Origin of the sequence: Burkholderia sp. BE17, assembly GCF_009362305.1 — a bacterium.
Classification (GTDB): domain Bacteria; phylum Pseudomonadota; class Gammaproteobacteria; order Burkholderiales; family Burkholderiaceae; genus Burkholderia; species Burkholderia pyrrocinia_C.
Genome location: NZ_WHNU01000036.1, coordinates 1 through 19,975 on the forward strand (window position 1 = coordinate 1; position 19,975 = coordinate 19,975).

General features: G+C 65.8%; 21 protein-coding genes. 9 read left to right on the forward strand and 12 right to left on the reverse strand.

Features of this window, described 5'->3' with window-relative positions; genetic code table 11:
- The coding region (locus GD429_RS27580) for a helix-turn-helix domain-containing protein (protein ID WP_227791767.1) at positions 1-1,014 on the forward strand (1,014 nt) is incomplete at its 5' end.
- 63 nt (positions 1,015-1,077) lie between these two features.
- Here GD429_RS27580 and GD429_RS27585 read toward each other — a convergent pair.
- The 10 genes from GD429_RS27585 to GD429_RS27640 form a co-directional block, all read right to left on the reverse strand.
- On the reverse strand, positions 1,078-1,470 hold the full coding sequence (locus tag GD429_RS27585) for a 2-oxoglutarate dehydrogenase (RefSeq protein ID WP_227791768.1): 393 nt from the start codon (positions 1,468-1,470) through the stop codon (positions 1,078-1,080).
- Positions 1,471-1,552: 82 nt separating this feature from the next.
- Positions 1,553-3,409, reverse strand: coding sequence for a S10 family serine carboxypeptidase-like protein (locus tag GD429_RS27590; protein WP_152861690.1), 1,857 nt, complete (start codon positions 3,407-3,409; stop codon positions 1,553-1,555).
- A gap of 720 nt (positions 3,410-4,129) precedes the next feature.
- Positions 4,130-5,941 (reverse strand): ExeM/NucH family extracellular endonuclease, encoded by a 1,812-nt coding sequence (locus GD429_RS27605; protein WP_152861692.1) that lies wholly within the window; start codon positions 5,939-5,941, stop codon positions 4,130-4,132.
- Between the two features lie 213 nt (positions 5,942-6,154).
- Positions 6,155-7,096, reverse strand: a complete 942-nt coding sequence (locus GD429_RS27610) for a copper resistance D family protein (RefSeq protein WP_321574910.1) — start codon at positions 7,094-7,096, stop codon at positions 6,155-6,157.
- On the reverse strand, positions 7,093-7,473 hold the full coding sequence (copC, locus tag GD429_RS27615; RefSeq protein WP_152861694.1) for a copper homeostasis periplasmic binding protein CopC: 381 nt from the start codon (positions 7,471-7,473) through the stop codon (positions 7,093-7,095). The genes GD429_RS27610 and copC overlap by 4 nt, the downstream gene beginning before the upstream one ends.
- Positions 7,474-7,487: 14 nt before the next feature.
- Entirely contained in the window at positions 7,488-7,835 is a 348-nt protein-coding gene (locus GD429_RS27620; RefSeq protein ID WP_152861822.1) for a copper-binding protein, read from the reverse strand.
- A 74-nt stretch (positions 7,836-7,909) separates the two neighbouring features.
- The gene (locus GD429_RS27625; protein ID WP_152861696.1) at positions 7,910-9,205 is read right to left on the reverse strand and encodes a multicopper oxidase family protein; all 1,296 of its coding nucleotides are present in this window, start codon (positions 9,203-9,205) and stop codon (positions 7,910-7,912) included.
- A 1-nt stretch (position 9,206) separates the two neighbouring features.
- Positions 9,207-10,697, reverse strand: a complete 1,491-nt coding sequence (locus GD429_RS27630) for a TolC family protein (protein ID WP_152861698.1) — start codon at positions 10,695-10,697, stop codon at positions 9,207-9,209.
- Positions 10,694-10,990, reverse strand: a complete 297-nt coding sequence (locus GD429_RS27635; protein WP_152861700.1) for a hypothetical protein — start codon at positions 10,988-10,990, stop codon at positions 10,694-10,696. The genes GD429_RS27630 and GD429_RS27635 overlap by 4 nt, the downstream gene beginning before the upstream one ends.
- Before the next feature lie 88 nt (positions 10,991-11,078).
- Complete coding sequence (locus tag GD429_RS27640; RefSeq protein WP_152861702.1) at positions 11,079-11,444, reverse strand: hypothetical protein; 366 nt, start codon at positions 11,442-11,444, stop codon at positions 11,079-11,081.
- A 267-nt stretch (positions 11,445-11,711) separates the two neighbouring features.
- Between GD429_RS27640 and GD429_RS27645 the strand changes: the two genes are divergently transcribed.
- Both GD429_RS27645 and GD429_RS27650 read left to right on the forward strand, forming a co-directional pair.
- Positions 11,712-12,383: a heavy metal response regulator transcription factor gene (locus GD429_RS27645; RefSeq protein WP_152861704.1), complete on the forward strand. Its 672-nt coding sequence runs from the start codon at positions 11,712-11,714 to the stop codon at positions 12,381-12,383.
- Entirely contained in the window at positions 12,380-13,798 is a 1,419-nt protein-coding gene (locus tag GD429_RS27650) for a heavy metal sensor histidine kinase (protein ID WP_321574911.1), read from the forward strand. The genes GD429_RS27645 and GD429_RS27650 overlap by 4 nt, the downstream gene beginning before the upstream one ends.
- A 26-nt stretch (positions 13,799-13,824) precedes the next feature.
- Here GD429_RS27650 and GD429_RS27655 read toward each other — a convergent pair whose 3' ends face one another.
- The gene (locus GD429_RS27655; RefSeq protein WP_152861706.1) at positions 13,825-15,033 is read right to left on the reverse strand and encodes an MFS transporter; all 1,209 of its coding nucleotides are present in this window, start codon (positions 15,031-15,033) and stop codon (positions 13,825-13,827) included.
- Between the two features lie 179 nt (positions 15,034-15,212).
- Complete coding sequence (locus GD429_RS27660) at positions 15,213-15,632, reverse strand: winged helix-turn-helix transcriptional regulator (protein WP_152861708.1); 420 nt, start codon at positions 15,630-15,632, stop codon at positions 15,213-15,215.
- 219 nt (positions 15,633-15,851) lie between these two features.
- Between GD429_RS27660 and GD429_RS27665 the strand changes: the two genes are divergently transcribed.
- The 6 genes from GD429_RS27665 to GD429_RS27690 all read left to right on the forward strand — a co-directional run bounded on the left by GD429_RS27665 (position 15,852) and on the right by GD429_RS27690 (position 19,938).
- The gene (locus GD429_RS27665) at positions 15,852-16,724 is read left to right on the forward strand and encodes an NmrA family NAD(P)-binding protein (RefSeq protein ID WP_152861710.1); all 873 of its coding nucleotides are present in this window, start codon (positions 15,852-15,854) and stop codon (positions 16,722-16,724) included.
- 80 nt (positions 16,725-16,804) lie between these two features.
- Positions 16,805-17,176, forward strand: a complete 372-nt coding sequence (locus GD429_RS27670) for a DoxX family protein (RefSeq protein WP_152861712.1) — start codon at positions 16,805-16,807, stop codon at positions 17,174-17,176.
- 19 nt (positions 17,177-17,195) lie between these two features.
- A complete protein-coding gene (locus GD429_RS27675; protein WP_227791769.1) occupies positions 17,196-17,426 on the forward strand; it encodes a hypothetical protein in 231 nt (76 codons plus the stop codon).
- Between the two features lie 153 nt (positions 17,427-17,579).
- On the forward strand, positions 17,580-18,326 hold the full coding sequence (locus tag GD429_RS27680) for an SDR family oxidoreductase (protein ID WP_152861715.1): 747 nt from the start codon (positions 17,580-17,582) through the stop codon (positions 18,324-18,326).
- Positions 18,327-18,475: 149 nt separating this feature from the next.
- Positions 18,476-19,330 carry a DJ-1/PfpI family protein gene (locus GD429_RS27685; RefSeq protein WP_152861717.1) on the forward strand — a complete coding sequence of 285 codons (855 nt, stop codon included), beginning with the start codon at positions 18,476-18,478 and terminating at the stop codon, positions 19,328-19,330.
- A 125-nt stretch (positions 19,331-19,455) separates the two neighbouring features.
- Entirely contained in the window at positions 19,456-19,938 is a 483-nt protein-coding gene (locus GD429_RS27690) for a YybH family protein (RefSeq protein WP_152861719.1), read from the forward strand.
- Positions 19,939-19,975 lie beyond the last annotated feature (37 nt).

Sequence of the window (19,975 nt, forward strand, 5' to 3'; positions counted from 1 at the left end):
CCCCCGATGACGCCGTCTGCCCACCCGAGCGATTTCTCTGGCGCCCCGTTGTTCGCGCGAACGGTCGCGTTCTGCGCGTTCACCGACGTGGAGGAACAGGCGCGGTCGTTCGAAGGCTGGAACCTGAATTACACGCAGATCTCGGGCGGCCTGTTTCATGGCTCGTCGTCGATCGTGTCGCTGGGCGGCATCAAGCTGCTGGTCGAGGACCTCGACAAGGTCATCCTGCAGCGGGGCGCGGTGCCGTCGGACCGGATCGCCGTGGCCGTGCCGCTGGAACTGGAAGGGCATGCGCGCATGTGCGGCGAGAAAAGCGGGCGCGACAGCCTGCACGTGTTCTCGAGCCTGCCGGAATTCGAGTTCTACTCGCCCGACCGGCACGTGCTCGTGAATGTCGAGATCGAGCCCGACAAGCTGTCGACGCAGGCGATGCGCACGGTCGCCGCGTCGCTGCGCGCGCGCACGCTCGCGCCGCTGATCCCGATGCCCACCTATGTCGCGGACCATCTTCGCGATCTGCTGCGCCGAACGCTGGCCGCCGCGGCGAAAAGCACCTCCGTCGAAGACGTGACGACGCAGGACCGGATCGAGCTGCTGGAGCGCACCGTCCTGTATGCGATCTCGGAAGTGTTGACGGCGGCCGCGCCGGAGGCCGGCGCGCAAGCCGCACGCCCGACGAAATACTGGTCGCTGGTCAACGCGGTGCAGGAGCGGCTTCAGGACGCATCGACCTGCCCGCTGTCGATCGCCGAACTGTGCGTGCAGCTCGGCATCAGCCGGCGCACCGCGCAGTATGCGTTCCACGACGCGCTCAACCTGAACCCGATTGCGTATCTGCGGGCCGTTCGACTGAATCACGCGCGCCGCGAGCTTCGGCTCGGCGAATCCGTGACGTCTGCCGCAACCAAATGGGGCTTCTGGCACCTGAGCAGTTTCGCGCAGGACTATCGCGCGATGTTCGGCGAGTTGCCGTCGGCCACGGCCAGGCGCTATGCGGCGCGCCGGGCCATCTGAAAGCCTTTCGCGGTTCGGCGGCCGATGCCGGACCCCACACCGGCCGCCGTCCTGCTCACGCCATCACTCGTCCTGCTGTTCCTGCTGCGCCTGCACCTGCCGCTGCTGGATGAATTGCCGTACGTCGCTCATCGTCACGCGGCCCGTGTGCTTCGCATCGATCTCGTCGAAATGCTTCGACACGAAACCGAGCCCGCTGCTCTGCGCCTGCGCCTTCGTCACGGCCGCGCCGTTGCTCAGCACCGTATTGGCGCCGAGCCTCGCGTCGACGCGCCGCTGCGCCTGCTGCTGCAGCGTCGTGCCGGTCGACGGCAACACCGGCGCCGCACGCGTGGCAGGAAAGAACGGACCGTCGACACCGCGCCCGCCATGCGGCAGCTTCACCGGCGCCACCGCCTGCGGCGGCAATGCGTAGGCGCTGCTCACCACGGCACCGAGGACGATCAACGCAGACATACGCCGAATCAATTTGATTAGGGACATGATCACTCGCATTCAATGGATGAATAGAGGGTTCCTTTGACAAGGAGTCCGTCGCTCAAGGCGCCGCCGCCAGCGTCGTCGCGGCCGTCGCGCCCGGGACGCTGCCGGTCGGCACGCTGGGCGGGTTCTCGTCCGGCCACGGCGGCGGAAGCGTATGCAGCGTCAGCGCCGTCGGAATCCGCTTGCCGCGATAGAACGTCGTCAGGTCACGCTTCATCTGCGGACGCGCGACATCGTCCAGGTAAGTCATGTGACCGCCCTGGAAGAAGTTCACCTGTAGCTTCGGATTCAGGCCCTTCACCGTCTGCAGCCGCGCGAGTTGCTTCTCGGTGTTGAAGAACGGCGTCGCGAGATCGTGGAAGCCATTCTCCGCGAGCACGCGAAGCTTCGGGTTGAGCTGCAGCGCACCGAGCAGATCGGGGATCGTGTCGGGCATCGGCTGGCCGTCGTGCGAGAAGTCCCATACGCCGATGATGTTGTCGTTCAGCGGCAGGTAGGTCGCGTTCGGCGCGGTATAGCCGAGGTAGTCCGGCATCTGCGTCGCGAGCGCGTTCGTGAACGGCTGCGAGATCAGGATGTCGGACGGGTCGCCGTCGTTCTGCAGCCGCGGATCGGAGTTCGGCAGCGACACGCGTCCGTCATACCGGCCGACCGTCGTTCCGGGCAGCAGGCTCGTGCCGAACGGGTTCGCGTTGAAGTAGCCGCGCAGCGCCTGTTGCGTCAGGCTCGACGGGATCGACCACAGCTGGAGCGTCGCATCGCTAGGGAACACCGGCGTGCCGAGCGCATCCGGAATGCCGAGCTGGCTCAACACCCACGACTGCGAATACTTCTGCAACTGGTTGTAGATCAGCGTCGTGAACAGTTCCGTCTGCAGTGCGTACAAAGCCTGGTTCACCGGCGCCGGCGATACCTGGTTGAAGTACGCCGCGACCGCCGCATAACCGGGCAGGTAGCCGGCCACCGTATCGGTTTCGAGCAGCAGCCCTTCCGTCGACTGCGTGATCGCCACCGCTTCCACCGCATCCGCGAAGTAGTTCAGGATCGCCGACTGCAGCACGATGCCCGTCAGGTGCACGCCGGCCGATTCGAGCGCAAGCGCCAGCATGTCGGTACGCGGCGTGCCGTACGATTCGCCGTACAGGTAGATCGGCGACGTGCTGCGGCTGTTGACGTTCAGGTAGCGCTGGATGAAGTCGCGCATGATGTTCACGTCCGCATCGGAACCCCAGTACTTCTGGTTGGTGTTCGGCAACACGGCTTCCGACAGGCCGGTTCCCGGCGGGTCGATGAACACGAGATCGGTGGTGTCGATCAGGCTTTCCGCATTGTCGACGAGCGGATAGTTCGGCCAGTTGCTGCCGAACAGCGGATCGGGCGTGGCGACGCGGGTCGGCGCGAACGAGCCGAGGCGCAGCCAGATCGACGACGAGCCGGGGCCGCCGTTATACACGAACGTGACGGGGCGCGGCTTCCCGTTCGTGCTCGGCGCGGTGTACGCGACATACGACATCGACGCTTCCGCATTGCCGTTCGCGTCCTGCGCGGTCAGGTGGCCGGTGGTGGTCGTGTAGTTGATGGTCGTGCCGCCGGACTTCCACTGGTAATGCATGACCGCCGCTTTCTCGGACACCTGCGCGGCGGCGAGGCCGTCGGTCGCATTCATCGAATACGCGACCTGATCGACGTAAGGCTGGTTGGCCGCCGGCGCCTGGCTGGCGGCCGCTTGCGCGCTGGCCTGCTGGCTGGCGGTCGCCTGCGCGAGGCTCGACGCGCCGACGGACGACGAATCGTCGCCGCCGCATGCCGCGAGCGCCAGTGTCATGACGGTCAATGCGCCTAGCCCGGCCAACCGGCCGTGACGACCACGGCGACCTTGGCGGCTGCCGGTACAGCTCCTGTCTGGTTTCATCTCTATCCTTGTGCTGGGTTCGAATACCGCTTCACAAAGGCCGCCTTCGCCGGCGAGACGCGCAGCAACACCCGCCACTCGCGCAAAAGGCGGTTGGGATCGGACTGCTTCAAGAGACTGAACGTGATACAGACACAGCAAACTGCCGGCGAGAATCGTGCGTGAACCGCCCCCTGCAGTTTGGACTTCTTTTCTGATTACCGAAATTTACGACATCGACAAAATAGGCGGTGCTGCGCCGCGTTGTCAAAGATCATTCCGATATTAAAAATCCCGTAATGATGCGAAGGCCGGCCAGTGTCTGGCATTTGAAAGAAAACGGGATTATTCGTGCAAGGTGCGCTTTATCGGCAATGCTTCGTCGAATATTTTACTTTTCTCGCACAACGTAGAAGCCTTTGCTGTATTGATGCAGCACCTCAAAAGCCTTCATATCGACAGGGTTTTTCTTTCATTTTTATTATCCTCAATCGATTAAAGCAGTGCAGCGGTATGGATACGCGATTCGATTCACCCTTTATTTAATCGTGGCGGCTTATGCATACCTCGCCATCCACAAAATACCGATTTTGCTAATTCCCATCGGCCACGGCGGAATTATTTACCCGATATCAGGCCGGATTTTCCGCAGTGCGAGCGGCGCGCGATACACACGCGGCCGCCCGCGCAACACCGTGCGGCACTGCCGCACGTCGCCCGTCACGAACACTCAACCCGCGATCAACGCCCGCCGCCCGGCAGCGCGATATCGATCAGCACCGGATCGTGATCCGACGACCGATACGCATCCGGCGCGTAGTACGTCTTCTGCTGCTCGGCCGACTTGTACGCCATCGTGTATTGCAGCGCGAGCGGCTCGTCCGCGTTGATGTGCCATTCGTGCACGGCCTTCACGTGCGACGCGAGCGGCAGCGTCGCGAGCGCGTGGTCCAGATAACCGGCTTCGCCGTTGTACACGTAGCTGTATGCGTTCGCGCCGATCCAGCGCGCGACGAGGTTGCGGTAGCCGCGCGATTCGAGCGCACGGATCGGGTCTTCATGCGTGTAGCTGTTGAAGTCGCCGATCAGCAGCACGCCCTGGCCCGCGACACCGGTCGGCGTGCCGGCGAGCCAGTCGGCGACCTTCGCCGCCGCACGCGTGCGCGTCGGGTTCCAGCAGCCCTGACCGTCGCCTTGGTCGAGATCGTCGTTCGCCGCGTCCGGGCAGTTCTTCGACTTCAGGTGGTTCACCGCGACCGTCAGCGCCTGCTTGCCGCCGATGCGGCGGAACGACTGCGCGAGCGGCTGGCGGTTCTTGTCGTCGATCGCGAGCGTGGCCGCGCGGCCGACCGGTTCGACCTTGCGGCTGTCGTAGATCATCGCGACCGCGATCGCGTCGCCGCCGAGGCGCGACGTGCCCGGATCGACGACGCGCCAGGTGTTGCCGAGCTTCGCCGCGAGCTGGCGCACCGCGCTCAGTTCGCCGTAGCCGTTGTTCTGGATTTCCATCAGGCCGATCACGTCGGCGTCGAGCGCCTTCAGCGCGCTGACGATCTTCGCTTCCTGGCGCTGGAATTCCTGGTAGTTCTTCGCGCCGCGGTTGTTCGGATCGTCGAAGCCGCCGCCGAGACCGTTGCCGTTGAAGTAGTTGAGGACGTTGAACGACGCGACGCGCAGGTTCGATTTCGGGTCGCGCGCGGGCGCGTTGGTGCGCGGATTCGTGCGCGCGTCGAATGCCGGCACGGCCGCGCCGGGCAGCGGCTGCACGCGCCATGCGCCGTAACGCACTTCGAGCACGCCTTCGACGTCGCGCACCGTGTAGCCCGCGCGCAGCGTGTTCGCGGCCGACAGGCCCGGCGCCGGATACGGCACGGTCGCGGGGTTCTGCTTGTTCGAGCCGTCGTCGAGGACCAGCCGGTTGCGTGCGTTCGCATCGATCTGCGTCTGCGCCTGCGCGGGCGGCACGACGCTCGTCGGCGTGCGCAGGCGGCCGTTGCTGAGCAACACGCTGCCGTAGCGGCCGAGCTCGTAGTTGTCGGTGACGTTCAGCGTCTGCGGCAGGCGCACGAGCATCCCTTCATACGCGGCGAACGCGTTCGGGCTGTCGACCGGCAGCGTGAGCGTCGCGGGCGTGACGGTCTGGCCGTTCGCGCACACCGCGATCGCACCCGACTGCGTGAGCTGCGTCTGCCCGTATTTCTCCTCGACCTTGCCCGTCACGTGCACGAGATCGCCGGCCTTCGCACGCACTTTCGGCGCATAGACGAACAGGCCTTCGGACACGCCCGGCTGGTTGCGGCGCTGCGCGTCGGCCTGCTGGACGAAGAAGCCGCCGAAGCCGTCGGTGCCGCCGAAATCGGCGGTGACGACGGCTTCGATCGACACGTTCTGGCCGGCGAGCGGCGACGGCGCGCCCGGGCCCTGGATATCGGCGATCGGCGTCGCACTGCCGCCGCAGTTCGCGCTGACGGGAGCGCCAGTGGCGGCGATCGCCGGGGCGGCGAGCGTGGGCAGAAGCAATAGCGGGGCAAACAGGCGGATTGTCGAGCGCATGACGGGGAATCCCGGTTGTGAGGGTGGCGAAAGCTTAGCGGCGCTCAATGACAGTTTTTAGTAATAGACAGACAGGCCGATGTAATTTTCGACATCACGCTGCGATCGCAACCGGCCGCACGATCACGCGAGAAAAAGCGGGGAATCGTCCGACAAATATCCGCCGTGCGCGCGACGATTCCCCTGCGTGACCTTCGGCAACGCACCACCGCGCTAAATCGTCCCCGGCAACGCACTCGACACGAGCACGGCCGCCACCATCAGCACGCCGGCCAGCACGACCGCCTCGATTCGCAACACGGCGCCGAACCGTCGCAACAGGCCGGCCGGCATCGCGGCGGCCGGGTCCTTCAGCGCGGCCAGCAGCTTCGGCATCCCGAAGAACCGGTTGTGTCCGCCGAGCGCCGCCGCGGTCAGCACCAGCGCGAACTTCAGCAGCAGGATCTGCCCGTACGTCGACGCGAGCAGGTTGGCGGGCGTATCGACACCGCGCCATCCGTTGTACGCGCCGGTCGCGAACAGCACGATCAACGCATAGGTCGACGCATCGGAAAGCGACTGCACGAACGACGCGCCGGTCGCACGTTCGCCCGCGGGCATGCCAACGAGTCGCGGCATCACGCCGAACGCCGTCACGAGCACGAGCCCGACCCACGCGCTGATCGCCAGCAGATGCAGCCAGTCGACCCACACCGGCACGCTGAACAGCCCCGCGTCGACCGGATGGCCGCCGTTGCTGCGTGCGAGCGCGACGCATGCGAGCGCGGCCCACATCGCGAACGGAAAACGCGTGTCGTTCGCATGCCTGACGAACGACAGCAGCACGACGACAACCATGAACACGGCGCCGGCCAGCCACGCATGGCCGAAGCCGGTACCCACGAGCATCGCGCGGACGGACGGCCCTGCGTCGAGCATCGACACTTCGCTCATCAGCGCGCAGTGCGCCCAGAACGCCGTGATGCTCGCGAGCAGCGACACGACCGACGCGATGCGCAGCGTCGCGACGAGACGCCGCCCGATGCCGTGCTGCCACGCCGACGCGCCGCGCGCGAGCCAGTGGCTGCCGAGCAGCGTGCCGACGATCACCGCGAACCCGGCGTTCTGGATCGCCACCGATACGAGCCGCAGCAGGCCGATGAAGCCGTCGTTCACCCTTTCACCTTGAACGTATAGGTGCCCTTGGTGCGATGCGCGTCGGCCGTCATCGCCGCCCACTGCACCGTGTACGCGCCCGGCGCGAGCTTCGGCATCGCGACGGTCATCACGCGCGGGTTCGACGCATCGACCTTCGCCTTTTCCTGCGTGACGGCGTTGCCGTTCGCGTCCGACACCTTCACCGAACTGAACGTCGGTTCGAGGTCTTCGTTGAACGTAAGCCGCAACGTATCGGGCGCCGTGTCGACCGTGCTGCCTGTCGCGGGCGCGGCGCTTTCCAGCTTGCCGTGCGCCGATGCCGCGACCGGCGCGGCCGCGAGAATCGCGCCGACCGCGGCGAAGGCGGCCAGCCGCGTGAGAGTCGTGATCTTCATGTTCATGCCCTGCGTCACGGCTTCTTCAGCTCGACGACGGTCAGCGCGCCGCCCACGTCCTCGGCGACGAAGTCGACCTTGTCGCCCACCTTCACCTGCGACAGCATCGCAGGGTCCTTCACCTTGAACACCATCGTCATCGCGTCCATCCCGAGGTTGTCCAGCGGGCCGTGCTTGATCGTCAGCCTGCCCGCGACCGTGTCGACCTTGCGGATCTCGCCGTGCGACATTCCGTGCTTCGCGTCGGCGCCCTGCATCGCGCCGCCGCTCATGTTCATGCCGGCCATGTCGCCGGCCGCGTACGACGCGGCGGAAAACGCCAGCGCGCAACCCATTGCAATCGAAACCAGTCCCTTCTTCATCATGCTTGCTCCCGAGTGAGTGAATCGAAACCGGCGGCCGCATCGGCACGGCCGCCGCGTGCTGCTACTACTGCTCAGCCGTCCGGTAATTCGCCGGTGTATTCGTATGCGACGGTGCCCTTCGGATGCCGGAACCAGCCCGGGTCGCGATAGTCGTTGCGGCCGAGCCCCTGCCGCACCTTGAGCACCGTGAACATGCCGCCCATCTCCAGCGGCCCGAACGGGCCCGTGCCCGTCATCATCGGCAGCGTGTTGTCGGGCAGCGGCATCTCCATGTTGCCCATCGCACCGCCCGTGCTGCCCATCGCCATGTAGTCCGGCACGAGCTTGCCGATCTTTTTCGCGAGATCCTTCTGCGGCACGCCGATCAGGTTCGGCACCTGGTGGCCCATCGCATTCATCGTGTGATGCGACTTGTGGCAATGGAACGCCCAGTCGCCCGGGCGATCGGCGGTGAACTCGATCGCGCGCATCTGGCCCACCGCGACATCGGTCGTCACTTCCGGCCAGCGCGCCGCCGGCGGAATCCAGCCGCCGTCGGTGCCCGCGACTTCGAAGCTGTAGCCGTGCAGGTGGATCGGATGGTTCGTCATCGTCAGGTTGCCGAAACGAATCCGCACGCGGTCGCCCGCGCGCACCGGCAGCGGATCGACGCCCGGGAACACGCGCGAGTTGAAGGTCCACATGTTGAAGTCCGTCATCTCGTTCACGCGCGGCGTGTAGCTGCCCGGATCGATGTCGTACGCGGCGAGCAGGAACACGAAGTCGCGATCGACCGGCATCGTGCCGCGATCCTTCGGGTGCACGATGAACATGCCCATCATCCCCATCGCCATCTGCACCATCTCGTCGGCGTGCGGGTGATACATGAACGTGCCGTGCGATTCGAGCTGGAACTCGTAGACGAAGGTCTTGCCGGGCGGGATATGCGGCTGCGTGAGGCCGCCGACGCCATCCATCCCGTTCGGCAGCCGCAGCCCGTGCCAGTGGATCGTCGTGTGCTCGGGCAGCCGGTTGGTCACGAAGATGCGGACCTTGTCGCCTTCGACGGCCTCGATCGTCGGGCCCGGCGACTGGCCGTTGTAGCCCCACAGGTTCGCGTTCATGCCGGGCGCCATCTCGCGCACGACGGGCTCGGCCGTCAGGTGGAATTCCTTCCAGCCGTTCTTCATCCGCCACGGCAGCGTCCAGCCGTTCAGCGTCGCGACGGGCGTGTACGGGCGGCCGTTCGGCGGCACGAGCGGCGGCTGCGTGGCGGTTTTCGCCATCGTGGGCGCTTCGGGCAGCGACGCGGCGCCGGCCTTGCTGACCATCGCGGCGCCCAGCAGCGCGGCGCCCGAGCCGCTGAGAAATTGTCGACGGGACACCATGTCAATGACCTTCAGGATGCGTTGCGGGCGCAGGTTGCGCCGCGGGTGAGGAAGCCGGCTGCGACGCAGCGTCGGTTCGGGGTTCGGGTTCGGGTTCGGCGGAAGCCGCCGCGCGCGGCGCGGGGCCCGCAGTCGGCAGCCGGCCGCCGACGGCCATCTGCAGATCGGTTTCGGCGAGCCAGTAATCCTTCAGCGAATCGATGTAGCCGTTCACCGCGCCGACCTGCTCGCGCGCATCGGTCAGCAGCTCGAACACGCTCGCGAGCATCCCGTTGTAGCGCAGCAGCAGCTCGTCCGAGATCGTCTTGCGCAGCGGCACGACTTCGTCGCGATAGTGCTTCGCGACGTCGTAGCTCGTCACGTACGACGCGTACGATTCGCGCACTTCGGAGCGCGCATCGATGGCCGTCTTCGCGAGCCGGTTCGCCGATTGCATGTAGACGGCCTCGGCCCGCGCGACCTTCGCGCCGCCCCAGTCGAACAACGGAATCTCGACGCTGATCTCGTAACCGTGCTCGTGACCCTTGCCGGTCTCGTAGTTGTTCACGTAGCCGAGATCGACCGCATTGACGAAGCGCGTGGCCTTGCTGAGGCCGAGCGACGACGCGACACCTTGCGTCTGCAGCTTCGCGGCCTGGATATCGAGGCGGTTGCTCATCGCGAAGCGTTCGAGATCGGGCAGGTCCGGGCGCGCTTTCGGCAGGTCGGGCAAACGGTCGGGCAGCGCGTACTGCGTGCGCTCGCCCCACAAGCCCATCGCGCGCGTGAGCTTCTCGCGCGCGGCCACGGCCTGCTGGCGCGCCTTCGCATGCTGCGCGACCGCGTCGGCATGGAACGCCTGTTCGCGTGCGTAATCGAGCCGGCTGAAGTTGCCGGCCTGCCGCATGCGCTGCGCGAGTTCGGCGGCCGCGCTCGCCGCGTCGCGCACCTGCTGCGCGTAGTTCGCGGCCTGCTCGGCGGCGACGGCCTCGACATACGCACGGCGCGCGTCGGCCGCGACCTTCAGCATCGCATCGGCCGTTTCGAGCTTGGTCTGCTCGAAACGGCGGCGTTCGATATTCGTCGCGAGCGGCATCGTCAGCAGCGCGAACACGTTCGCCGAGAACGTGCGGCCGAGGCTCAGCTCGCCGTCGCCGGCGCGCGTGCGGCTGAACGAGAAGCGCGGGTTCGGCAGCCGGCCGGCCTGCACGAGGTCGGCTTCCGACAGCCCGAGCTCCGCATACGACGCCTGCAGGCCACGGTTGTTCAGCAGCGCGACCTGCACCGCGTCGTCCATCGACAGCGGCTTCGCGAGCAGTTCCCGGGTCCGCTTGTCGACGGCTTCGCGGTCGGCATCGGTGCGGACGACGACGGCGTCTTTCCCGATCCGTTCCGACGCGGTGGACGACACGGCGTCGAAGCCGCCATCTTTCGAAAACGTCGTGCAGCCCGCGAGGAACGCCAGCACGATTGCGGCCGCGCCGATCCGCGGCGATATCGCCAGGTGCTTCATTGCGCCGCCCCTCCGTGCATCGAATGGGCGCCGCCGTCGCCCGCCGGGGTGCCGGGCTTCGCGGCGCCGGTCGTGCGCCCCTTCGCGGGCCGTTCCATCACGTCCCGGTTCAGCTGCTTCCAGCCCGGGCCTTCGTCGTCCCGATACGGCCGGTAGCCGTCGAACGCGGACGTCACGGTGACGTCCGGCACCGTCGCGGAGGCGTCCGCCGGATCGGGAAACGGGGTTTGCGCAGGCGCGAGCGACGGCATGAGGGCCGCCGCGCTCAACAGCGCCGCAGTGATCAATCGCATGAACAAGTCTCGTCGTGAGTCGTCCGGCGGACCGCGTACGGCCGCCGGCGTGGATTGCGGAGCGCGGCCGGTCGGCCGCGGGCAGGGACTAGACGGGAATTCGGCGAGGCGGCCGCTCGATGCCGCCGGTCAGGAACGACACGACGACGGCCGCGGGCGGATACGACGCGCTCGCGATGCTGGCGTCCGCCGCAGCCGGCACCGCGGGTTCGCCCGACATGCCCGTGCCGAAGCAGCAGGACACGCAGGCGGCGCACGACGGCGCATGACTTGCGTGGCTGTCGCGGCTGTCGTGTTCGGCGTGGCTGCCCTGCGCGACCGGCATCGTGTGCGACGCCGCTTCCGCATGCGGCACGGCAGCGCCCGCGCACTGCATCGACACGGTCGCGAACGACTGGATCGGCAGGCTCAGCGCCAGCAGCACGACGAGGATGAATTTGCGCCAGTACGACATGGAAACGGAATCAGGCAAGCAACGACCGGATGGGCCGGCGCAGCGCCGCGACGGCGCGCTCCGGAGACAAGACGGCTGCAGCTTATCGCCGCCGCGGTGACGACGACATGGTCGAAACATGACCAGATTTTCATGAAACGCGGGGGAAGCGGCGAGTAAGCACTTCATGAAAAATCCGTCATCCCGCGGTCATCTTTCGCGCACGCGCGGCACCCTATGCTCTGGCGTTACACTGACCGGCTGGAATCACGGACAGCCTGCCTCACCATGCGGATACTGATAGTCGAAGACGAACCCAAGATGGCGTCGTACCTCCGGAAGGGGCTGATGGAGGCGAGCTACACGGTCGACATCGCGGAGAACGGCAAGGACGGGCTGTTCCTCGCGCTGCACGAGGATTTCGATCTCGTCGTGCTCGACGTGATGCTGCCGGAAATGGACGGCTTCGAGGTGCTTCGGCGGCTGCGCGCGCAAAAGCAGACGCCCGTGCTGCTGCTCACGGCCCGCGAGGCGATCGAGGACAAGGTCGCCGGCCTCGAACTGGGCGCCGACGACTACCTGCTCAAGCCGTTCGCGTATGCCGAATTCCTCGCGCGCATCCGCTCGCTGCTGCGACGCGCGCCGCGCAACGTGCGCGACATCCTGCATGTGGCCGATCTCGAAATCGACCTGATCAAGCGCCGCGTGCGGCGCGCCGACAACCGCATCGACCTGACCGCGCAGGAGTTCGCGCTGCTGCAACTGCTCGCGGAACGCGAGGGCGAGGTGCTGACGCGCACCTTCATCACGTCGCAGATCTGGGACATGAATTTCGACAGCGACACGAACGTCGTCGATGCGGCGATCAAGCGGCTGCGCGCGAAGATCGACAACGCGTACGACAAGAAGCTGATCCACACGATCCGCGGCATGGGTTACGTGCTCGAGGATCGCTCGTGACAGCGAGCCCGGCTTCGTATTCGCTGCTGCGGCGCCTGACGCTCGCGTTCGCCGTCGTCGCCGCGCTCGTGTTCGCGCTGACCGGTGCGTACCTCTATCGCTCGCTGTCCGCCGAACTGACGCGGCGCGACGACATCGAGATCTCCGGCAAGCTCAACCAGTTCCTGCAGCTCGCGCACGCGAGCGGATCGACGGCCGCGCTGCGCGACGATCCGGCCGTGTTCCACGAGGTGCTGCTGTCGCATCCGGGCGTCTATCTCGGCATCTACGACGGGCAGAACCGCCCGCTCGTCGAGCACACCGACGAAGCCGGCAACACGCTGGCCTCGGTGATCGCGGCGCCGCACCCGGCCAGCGGGACCGGTGGAACCGGCGGCCCGTTCACCTGCTCGCCGCCCGGCATCGGCACGTCGCGCTGCGTGTATGCACGCGCCACGCTGCCGTCCGGCGAGGCGATCCAGGTCGCGCTCGCACGCACGGCGACCGATCGCCAGTCGCTGCTCGAAAGCTATCGCGTCGACATCTGGCTCGCGGCGGCCGTCGGCGCGCTGCTGGTCGGCGCGCTCGGCTACGCGGTCGCATCGCGCGGCCTGCGCCCGGTCGAGAGCCTCGGCCGGCAGACGTCGAGCATCGAGGCGCACAACCTGAACGCTCGCCTCGACGCGCGCGGCGGCCCCGTCGAGCTGCGCGAGCTCGCGACGTCGGTCAACCGGATGCTCGACCGCCTCGAACGCGCATTCGTGCGGCTGTCGCAGTTCTCGTCCGATCTCGCGCACGACATGCGCACGCCGCTCGCCAACATGATCAGCTCGTCGCAGATCACGCTGTCGCGCGCACGCACGACCGAAGAATACGAAGCGCTGATCGATTCGAATATCGAGGAATGCGAACGGCTGCAGCGGATGATCGAGAACATGCTGTTTCTCGCGCGCACCGACAACGCGCGGCAGCACCTGAAAACCGCCGAACTCGACGCGGGCAGTGAACTGCGCCGGCTCGCGTCGTATTTCCAGGCGCTGGCCGACGAGGCCGGCGTGCGCATCGACGTGCATGGCGAGGCGCCGGTCGTCGCGGACGCGACGCTGTTCCGGCGCGCGGTCAGCAACCTCGCGTCGAACGCGCTCGAACACGCGGAAGCCGCGTCGACGATCGAGCTGGCCGTGTCCGCGCAAGCCGGCTACGCGGTCGTCGAGGTCACGAATCGCGGCGCGGCGATTCCGCCGGAACAGGTCGACCGGATCTTCGAGCGCTTCTATCGCATCGATTCGTCGCGGCACGGTGCGGCGCGGAACGCGGGGCTCGGGCTCGCGATCGTCAAGTCGATCATGGAACTGCATCGCGGCAAGGTCGAGGTCGTGAGCCGCGACGGATGCACGACGTTCGCGCTTTACTTTCCGCGCGGCACCGATAGTTAGTTTGGCCGTTCGCTGCCGGCTCGCGATCACCGGGCCTGCCCGGTGCCGAACGATCCGCGCAAGCGGACGAGCAGCACGATGGTCGCCGCGCTGAACACCGCCCCCGCGTAGAACGTGGCCGCGGCGCCCGCCCTGTCCCACAGCATGCCGGCGACGACACTCGATACGAGCGTCGCGACGCCGCTGAGCAGATTGAAAACGCCGAACGCCGTGCCTCTCAATTCGGACGGCGCGGCTTGCGCGACCATCGTGGCGAGCAACCCTTGTGTCATCCCCATATGGAGCCCCCACAGCGCCACGCCGACGAGTACGGTTCCCCAGTGCGTGCCGTGCGCGAGCACGAGATCGGCTGCAATCAGCATCACGAGTCCGGCCACCATCAGCTTCGTGTGGCTCGTCGTGTCGGCGAGCTTGCCGAACGGGTAGGCCGACAGCGCGTACACGATGTTCATCGCCACCATCACCAGCGGAACGAGCGCGACGGGTACGCCGCCGCCCATCGCGCGCAGCACCAGGAAAGCCTCGCTGAAGCGGGCCAGCGCGAACACGGCGCCGACGGCGACGACCCACCAGTAGCGCGCGCCGAGTTGCTTCACGACGTCGCGGCGGATCGGGTTGATGCGCTTGTCGCCCGGCGCGCGCGCCGGCTCCTCGATACCGAACGCGAGCAGCGCCACGGCCAGCATGCCCGGGATCACGGCCAGCCAGAATGCGAGGCGGAAGTCGTCGCTCCACATCAGCATGATGGCGACGGCCAGCAGCGGCCCGAGAAACGCACCCACCGTGTCGAGCGCCTGTCGCAGCCCGTACGCGGCGCCGCGCAGGTGGACCGGCGTGACGTCGGCCACGAGCGCATCGCGCGGCGCGCCGCGGATTCCCTTGCCGATCCGGTCGACGATCCGCGCCGTCACCACGACGCCGATCGTCGGCGCGATGGCGAACAGCGGCTTGCTGAGCGCGCCGAGCCCGTATCCGGCGACCGCCAGCCACTTGCGATTGCGCAGATAGTCGCTCAACGTGCCGGAGAACACCTTGACGACCGGCGCCGTCGCCTCGGCGATCCCCTCGATGACGCCGATCGTGGTCGCGCTCGCGCCGAGCCCCGCCATCAGGAACATCGGCAACAGGCTGTGGATGATTTCCGACGATACGTCCATCAACAGGCTGACGCAGCCCAGCACCCAGACGCTGCGCGGAATCTGACGAAGAATGCGGGTCGACGCTTCGGTCTGCATGGGTCGCTCTCGATTCGGGAAGCCTGACACGGGACGCCACCGATACTACTGCAGGCCGGTGACACGCGGCACGCATGGGCCGTCGCGCGCGTGATACGTCCTTCCGCACCATCTGCAAAGCAGGACATCAGCTGGCCGCTTCAGGCTTTCGCCACCACCCATCGCATCGGGCCGGGCATCTAGCGCGGGACGTCACCGGATGCGCCGTCAAAGCGGACGCGCGCGGCATGGATGTCGGGATAACGACGATCGGCCCAATCGATGAGGGCCGCCATCGGGTCCAACAGGGATTGGCCTAGCGGGGCCAGACGATATTCGACGCTTGGCGGGCTGGTGGGAAAAACATGGCGGGTGATGAGGCCGTCGCGCTCCAGATCGCGGAGCGTCTGGGTCAGCATGCGCTTGGAAATGTCCGGGATGGCTCGGTGAAGCTCACTGAAGCGCTGCGATCGCGTCGCGAGTTCCATGATCATGAGCATGCTCCATTTGTCGCCGATGCGGTCGAGCACGTCGCGAACCGCGCAGTGTGCGGGCTGGGCGTCGCTCACTTGGCGTTGATATCGGCTGAATCTCTCGATCGCATTCCGGGCGGTGCTCATTCGGGTTCCCTTTAACTCTTCTGGTAACAAAAAAGTGCCTCCTTCCGGCGCGAGGCATAGGTCTCTATGATAGACCTGCCCTCAACCAAAGACCGCTCCTGAGGGGGGTTCCGATGTCAAACCCCGTTCCCGGCGGCCTTCCGTACCAGTCACCCCGGCCGCAGCCCCAGCCGCAGAAATGTCGGCGTTCAAGGGCAATATCAATTTCAGGAGAAACACATGTTCTTAGTCATGGGCATTACAGGACGCGTAGGCGGCGCAACAGCCCGACATCTGCTGGCGCAAGGCAGGGAAGTGCGGGCGCTGGTCCGCAATCGCGAGAAGGCGACGAATTGGGCAGATCGAGGTGTGGAACTGATCGACGGCGACTGGAATGATGCGGCCGCCGTAGGGAGGGCGCTCGAAGGGGTCGAAGGTGCATTCGTCATGCTGCCGGCTGTCTGGGCACCCTCGCCTGATTTCAGCGAAGCAAAGAGCGTGATCGCGAACTATGTCGACGCGCTGACCGGGGCGCCACCGCCGCGGGTAGTCGTGCTGTCGTCGATGGGGGCGAACCGAACCAGCGGGCTGGGAATGATCACGGCCCTGTCGCTTCTGGAGCAAGGACTGCGCAACCTGACGTTGCCGATCGCCCATGTGCGAGCCGGCGGGTTTTTCGAAAACTTCCTTTACGGCCTGCACGTCGCCCAGGGCGGCACGCTACCCGTCTACTACAACCCGACGAGTCGGAAATCGACCATGGTCGCGACCGACGATGTCGGCGCCGAGGTAGCGACGCTGCTGACCGGGCCGGCGTGGTCCGGGCATCGCGTCGTAGAGCTTGGCTCGATGGTCAGCGCGGATGAAATCGCGGCCCAGCTGGGCGAAGTCTTGCAGCGCGACGTCAAGGCCTTTGCCATCCCGCGGGCCGGGTGGCCCGCCACGTTCGAACAGTTCGGCATCCCGAAGGGCCGGACCGGATCGGCCGAAGCGATGTTCGATGCCGTCAACGCAGGCTGGATGGACCTCGGCGTCGCGGGTACGGAGCACGTCGCGGGCACGACGTCCCCTCGCGATGTCTTTGCGGCGGCCCGCAACGCCGCTACGGCATGAACAGCGGAGATCGGCCGGCTCGTCCGGCCACGCGGCCACACTGGCCCTCGGCAGCGCCCTCGTCAGGGAAGGTAGAACGAATGTCCAGGATTTCCTGGCGCCAGGTATTGCCTTTGGTTCTTGCCGCCTTTTTCGTCGTGGGATCGCTCGGCAACATCGTCGCCCCGCAATCTATCGTTGAGGAATACTTGAAGTGGGGATATCCGCACTGGTTCCATTTCGTGACGGGTTCGCTGGAACTCATGACCGCCGTTCTGCTGGCACGAGCACCGACGCGGCTGTGGGGCGCGGCGCTCGGCTGCACCGTGATGCTGGCTGCGCTGGCAACCGTCACGGTCCACGGCGAATACGGACATGGGGTGGCGCCACTTGTCGTGGCGACACTATCGATTGTTGTCGGCCGGATTGCGTGGCGTCAGCGGCTCGCTGCCGGTTCTAACGCTCGGGCCTGAACCTTGCGCGACCTTCAAGATGATTCCGCGCGAGCAGGTCGTGCGCGACATCGTGGCGGGTATCGGGCGCCGCGCCGACATGATCGTCGTGCCACTGCCCAACCCCATCGCCATCGCCGCCAGGGCGCCCGGTTTCTTAAGGCGCTTCATTGAACGCGCCGCTTTTCGCAGCGGCGGCGTCGAACGCGCTGCCCGACATTGTCGCGCGCGGCAGCCAGTAGACCCCAACGCGGGTTCGTCAGCAAGTTGAATTGCATGACGCGTTTTGAGGGTTATACGACCTTTGAGCCATCCAATTCAGATTCCATAATTTGCTCAGGAATCGAGCCGGAACACGAACACAAACGCGATTGCGGCTTGTGCGTCCGGTTTGATCAATCTCGAGCAAAGAAAGGAACGGAAGATGAGGCTTAAGAACAAGTCAGCTTTGATTACGGGCGGTACCAGCGGCATCGGTCTCGCGACCGCCAGGCTTTTCATTGCGGAAGGCGCCCGAGTTGCGGTTACCGGTCGCGATGATGCAGTGTTCGAGCGCGTGAAGGCCGAGCTTGGCGAGAATGCGTTGGTTCTCAAGGGCGATGTCCGTTCGATCGACGACATGCGAGCGATTGCCGCCGAGGTAAAGGAGCGGTTCGGCGGGCTGGATGTCGTGTTCGCCAACGCCGGTTGGGCTTTCCCGTCCGCGGTCAACGACATCGACGACCATCTCTACAACGAGATCATGGACATCAACGTCAAGGGCGTGGTGTTCACGCTTCAAGCGGTGCTGCCGGACTTGCGAGAGGGTTCCTCAGTCATCCTCAACACATCGTTCGTCGCCCAGACCGGCAAGCATGGCATCTCGTTGACTGCGGCGGCGAAGGCCGCCGTGCGATCGCTTGCCCGTAGCTGGTCCTACGAGTTTCTCGATCGCAAGATTCGGTTCAACGCGATCGCGCCTGGCGGCACGGACACGCCCCTGCTCGGCAAGTGGGGGATGTCGGACGAGGATGTCCGCAACTTCAAGAGCGAGTTCGCGAAGACCATCCCGGTAGGCCATCTGGGAAAGCCAGAGGACATTGCCTACGCGGCGCTCTATCTCGCCAGCGACGAATCCTCCTACGTTGTCGGCAGCGAACTGATTGTCGATGGCGGCGCCTCGCAGCTTTAAGCCTGCGCGTTCCGATTCAAGAGCCCGGCACGTTCTTCCGGCTCATCCACACCTTGATCACACGTCCACCCGCATGCCTGTCGTGGTGGTTTTCAGTCCGGCCCACGCCTGTTGAGCACGGAGGGGCCGAAGCGCAAGGAGAATTGATCTTGACCGACAGCAACGATAACAATGCCAACGAAAAGGCACTCACCGGAGCAGGTCGCTCGCGCCGCGATATGCTCAAGTTCGGCAGCATCGCCACGCTGGGCGCCGTGCTGGGTGGCGGAGCCCTGCTTGGCCACACCACGCCTGCTCTTGCGCAGGCAGCCAGCAACGGAGAACTTGCTCCGGATGCCCCGCTCAACATCTTGATTGTCAATTACGACGGCGGGACGCTTCTCGACTTCGCCGGCCCCAGCGAAATTTTCCACCGCTTACCGAATACGAACGTTCGCTATGCGAGCCTCAATGGGGGCAACGTGACTCTCGAATTCGGAGTCGTGTATGGCAAGACCGAACGACTGGCCGATATCGAAAAGACCGACCTGATCCTGGTGCCCGGCGGCTCCGATTTGACGGCGCCGATGCGGCCCGAGTATCAAGCGCAGATCCGGCGTTTGGCGGAAAGCGCCAAACACGTCACGTCGGTTTGCAACGGATCGCTGGTGCTCGCTGCGACGGGCATTCTCAAGGGCAAGCGAAGCGCCTGCCATTGGGCCTTCGTCAACAAGCTGTCCGAATATGGCGCGATCCCCGTGCCGGACCGGTTCGTGGAAGACGACAACGGCCGCTTCATGAGCGGCGGCGGCGTGACGGCGGGCATCGATTTCGCCCTTCGCGTCGCAGAGAAGCTGCGCGGTCGGCAGGCCGCCGAATTCACGCAACTCGTGATCGAATACGATCCCGCTCCGCCGTTCCGTTCCGGTCATCCCAGAGACGCACGGCCGGAACTCGTCGCGATGGTCGACAAGGAACTGCCTGGTGCATCCAGGGGGCTCGCACGCATCCCGGGCGTTCGCTGAGATGCCCGCAGCCAATGTCGGTGGGACTTGCACGCGTTTCGATGAAGCCGCGGCCGACATCGCTTGCCTCACCTGCCCAAGCTCGCGCAGCCCCTTCGATTCAAACCCTGATCGGAAATCCTGAAATGCAACAGATTCGTCGTTTTACTGCAGCCCTTGCAGCCTGCTTTTCCTGTTTCGCGTTTGCAGCGCCAGCCATTGCCGGCGGCCCGCAGCCTCAAACCGAAGCGGCCATCAAAGCCGAGAACGCGCGATGGGCGGATGCCTTTGCGCGAGGGGACTATGACGCGATAGGCCGTCTATATACGAAAGACGGCGCACTCCTGCCGCCCGGCGGCGACAGGGTGACGGGGGGCAGCGCGATTGCCGCGCACTTCGCCAACGGGTATGCCGCGGCAAAACCCGACACCGTATCGTTCAGCAATTACGAGTTCTACGGTAACGACCGGACCGTGACGGAGGTTTCGGATGCGGAAATCCGTGACCCTGCTGGAAACCTCAAATACCGCGGCAAGCAGATCCTCCTCTTTCTGAAGGAGGGCGGCGCGTGGAAATTGCATCGCGACATCTGGAATGATTACGCCGCCCGGAAACCCGATGGCCGTTGAGCGCCCCGCGATCCAGGCAGTCACGTACCGCGAGCGC

What these genes read in the sequence shown, in the direction of transcription:
- GD429_RS27590 (WP_152861690.1), bottom strand. Translation starts at nt 3,409, where the DNA reads ATGAAACCAGACAGGAGCTGTACCGGCAGCCGCCAAGGTCGCCGTGGT.
- GD429_RS27670 (WP_152861712.1), top strand. Translation starts at nt 16,805, where the DNA reads ATGTCCAGGATTTCCTGGCGCCAGGTATTGCCTTTGGTTCTTGCCGCC.
- GD429_RS27585 (WP_227791768.1), bottom strand. Translation starts at nt 1,470, where the DNA reads ATGTCTGCGTTGATCGTCCTCGGTGCCGTGGTGAGCAGCGCCTACGCA.
- GD429_RS27635 (WP_152861700.1), bottom strand. Translation starts at nt 10,990, where the DNA reads ATGCGATTGATCACTGCGGCGCTGTTGAGCGCGGCGGCCCTCATGCCG.
- GD429_RS27620 (WP_152861822.1), bottom strand. Translation starts at nt 7,835, where the DNA reads ATGAAGAAGGGACTGGTTTCGATTGCAATGGGTTGCGCGCTGGCGTTT.
- GD429_RS27665 (WP_152861710.1), top strand. Translation starts at nt 15,852, where the DNA reads ATGTTCTTAGTCATGGGCATTACAGGACGCGTAGGCGGCGCAACAGCC.
- GD429_RS27625 (WP_152861696.1), bottom strand. Translation starts at nt 9,205, where the DNA reads ATGGTGTCCCGTCGACAATTTCTCAGCGGCTCGGGCGCCGCGCTGCTG.
- GD429_RS27630 (WP_152861698.1), bottom strand. Translation starts at nt 10,697, where the DNA reads ATGAAGCACCTGGCGATATCGCCGCGGATCGGCGCGGCCGCAATCGTG.
- GD429_RS27660 (WP_152861708.1), bottom strand. Translation starts at nt 15,632, where the DNA reads ATGAGCACCGCCCGGAATGCGATCGAGAGATTCAGCCGATATCAACGC.
- GD429_RS27645 (WP_152861704.1), top strand. Translation starts at nt 11,712, where the DNA reads ATGCGGATACTGATAGTCGAAGACGAACCCAAGATGGCGTCGTACCTC.
- GD429_RS27675 (WP_227791769.1), top strand. Translation starts at nt 17,196, where the DNA reads ATGATTCCGCGCGAGCAGGTCGTGCGCGACATCGTGGCGGGTATCGGG.
- copC (WP_152861694.1), bottom strand. Translation starts at nt 7,473, where the DNA reads ATGAAGATCACGACTCTCACGCGGCTGGCCGCCTTCGCCGCGGTCGGC.
- GD429_RS27605 (WP_152861692.1), bottom strand. Translation starts at nt 5,941, where the DNA reads ATGCGCTCGACAATCCGCCTGTTTGCCCCGCTATTGCTTCTGCCCACG.
- GD429_RS27690 (WP_152861719.1), top strand. Translation starts at nt 19,456, where the DNA reads ATGCAACAGATTCGTCGTTTTACTGCAGCCCTTGCAGCCTGCTTTTCC.
- GD429_RS27680 (WP_152861715.1), top strand. Translation starts at nt 17,580, where the DNA reads ATGAGGCTTAAGAACAAGTCAGCTTTGATTACGGGCGGTACCAGCGGC.
- GD429_RS27640 (WP_152861702.1), bottom strand. Translation starts at nt 11,444, where the DNA reads ATGTCGTACTGGCGCAAATTCATCCTCGTCGTGCTGCTGGCGCTGAGC.
- GD429_RS27655 (WP_152861706.1), bottom strand. Translation starts at nt 15,033, where the DNA reads ATGCAGACCGAAGCGTCGACCCGCATTCTTCGTCAGATTCCGCGCAGC.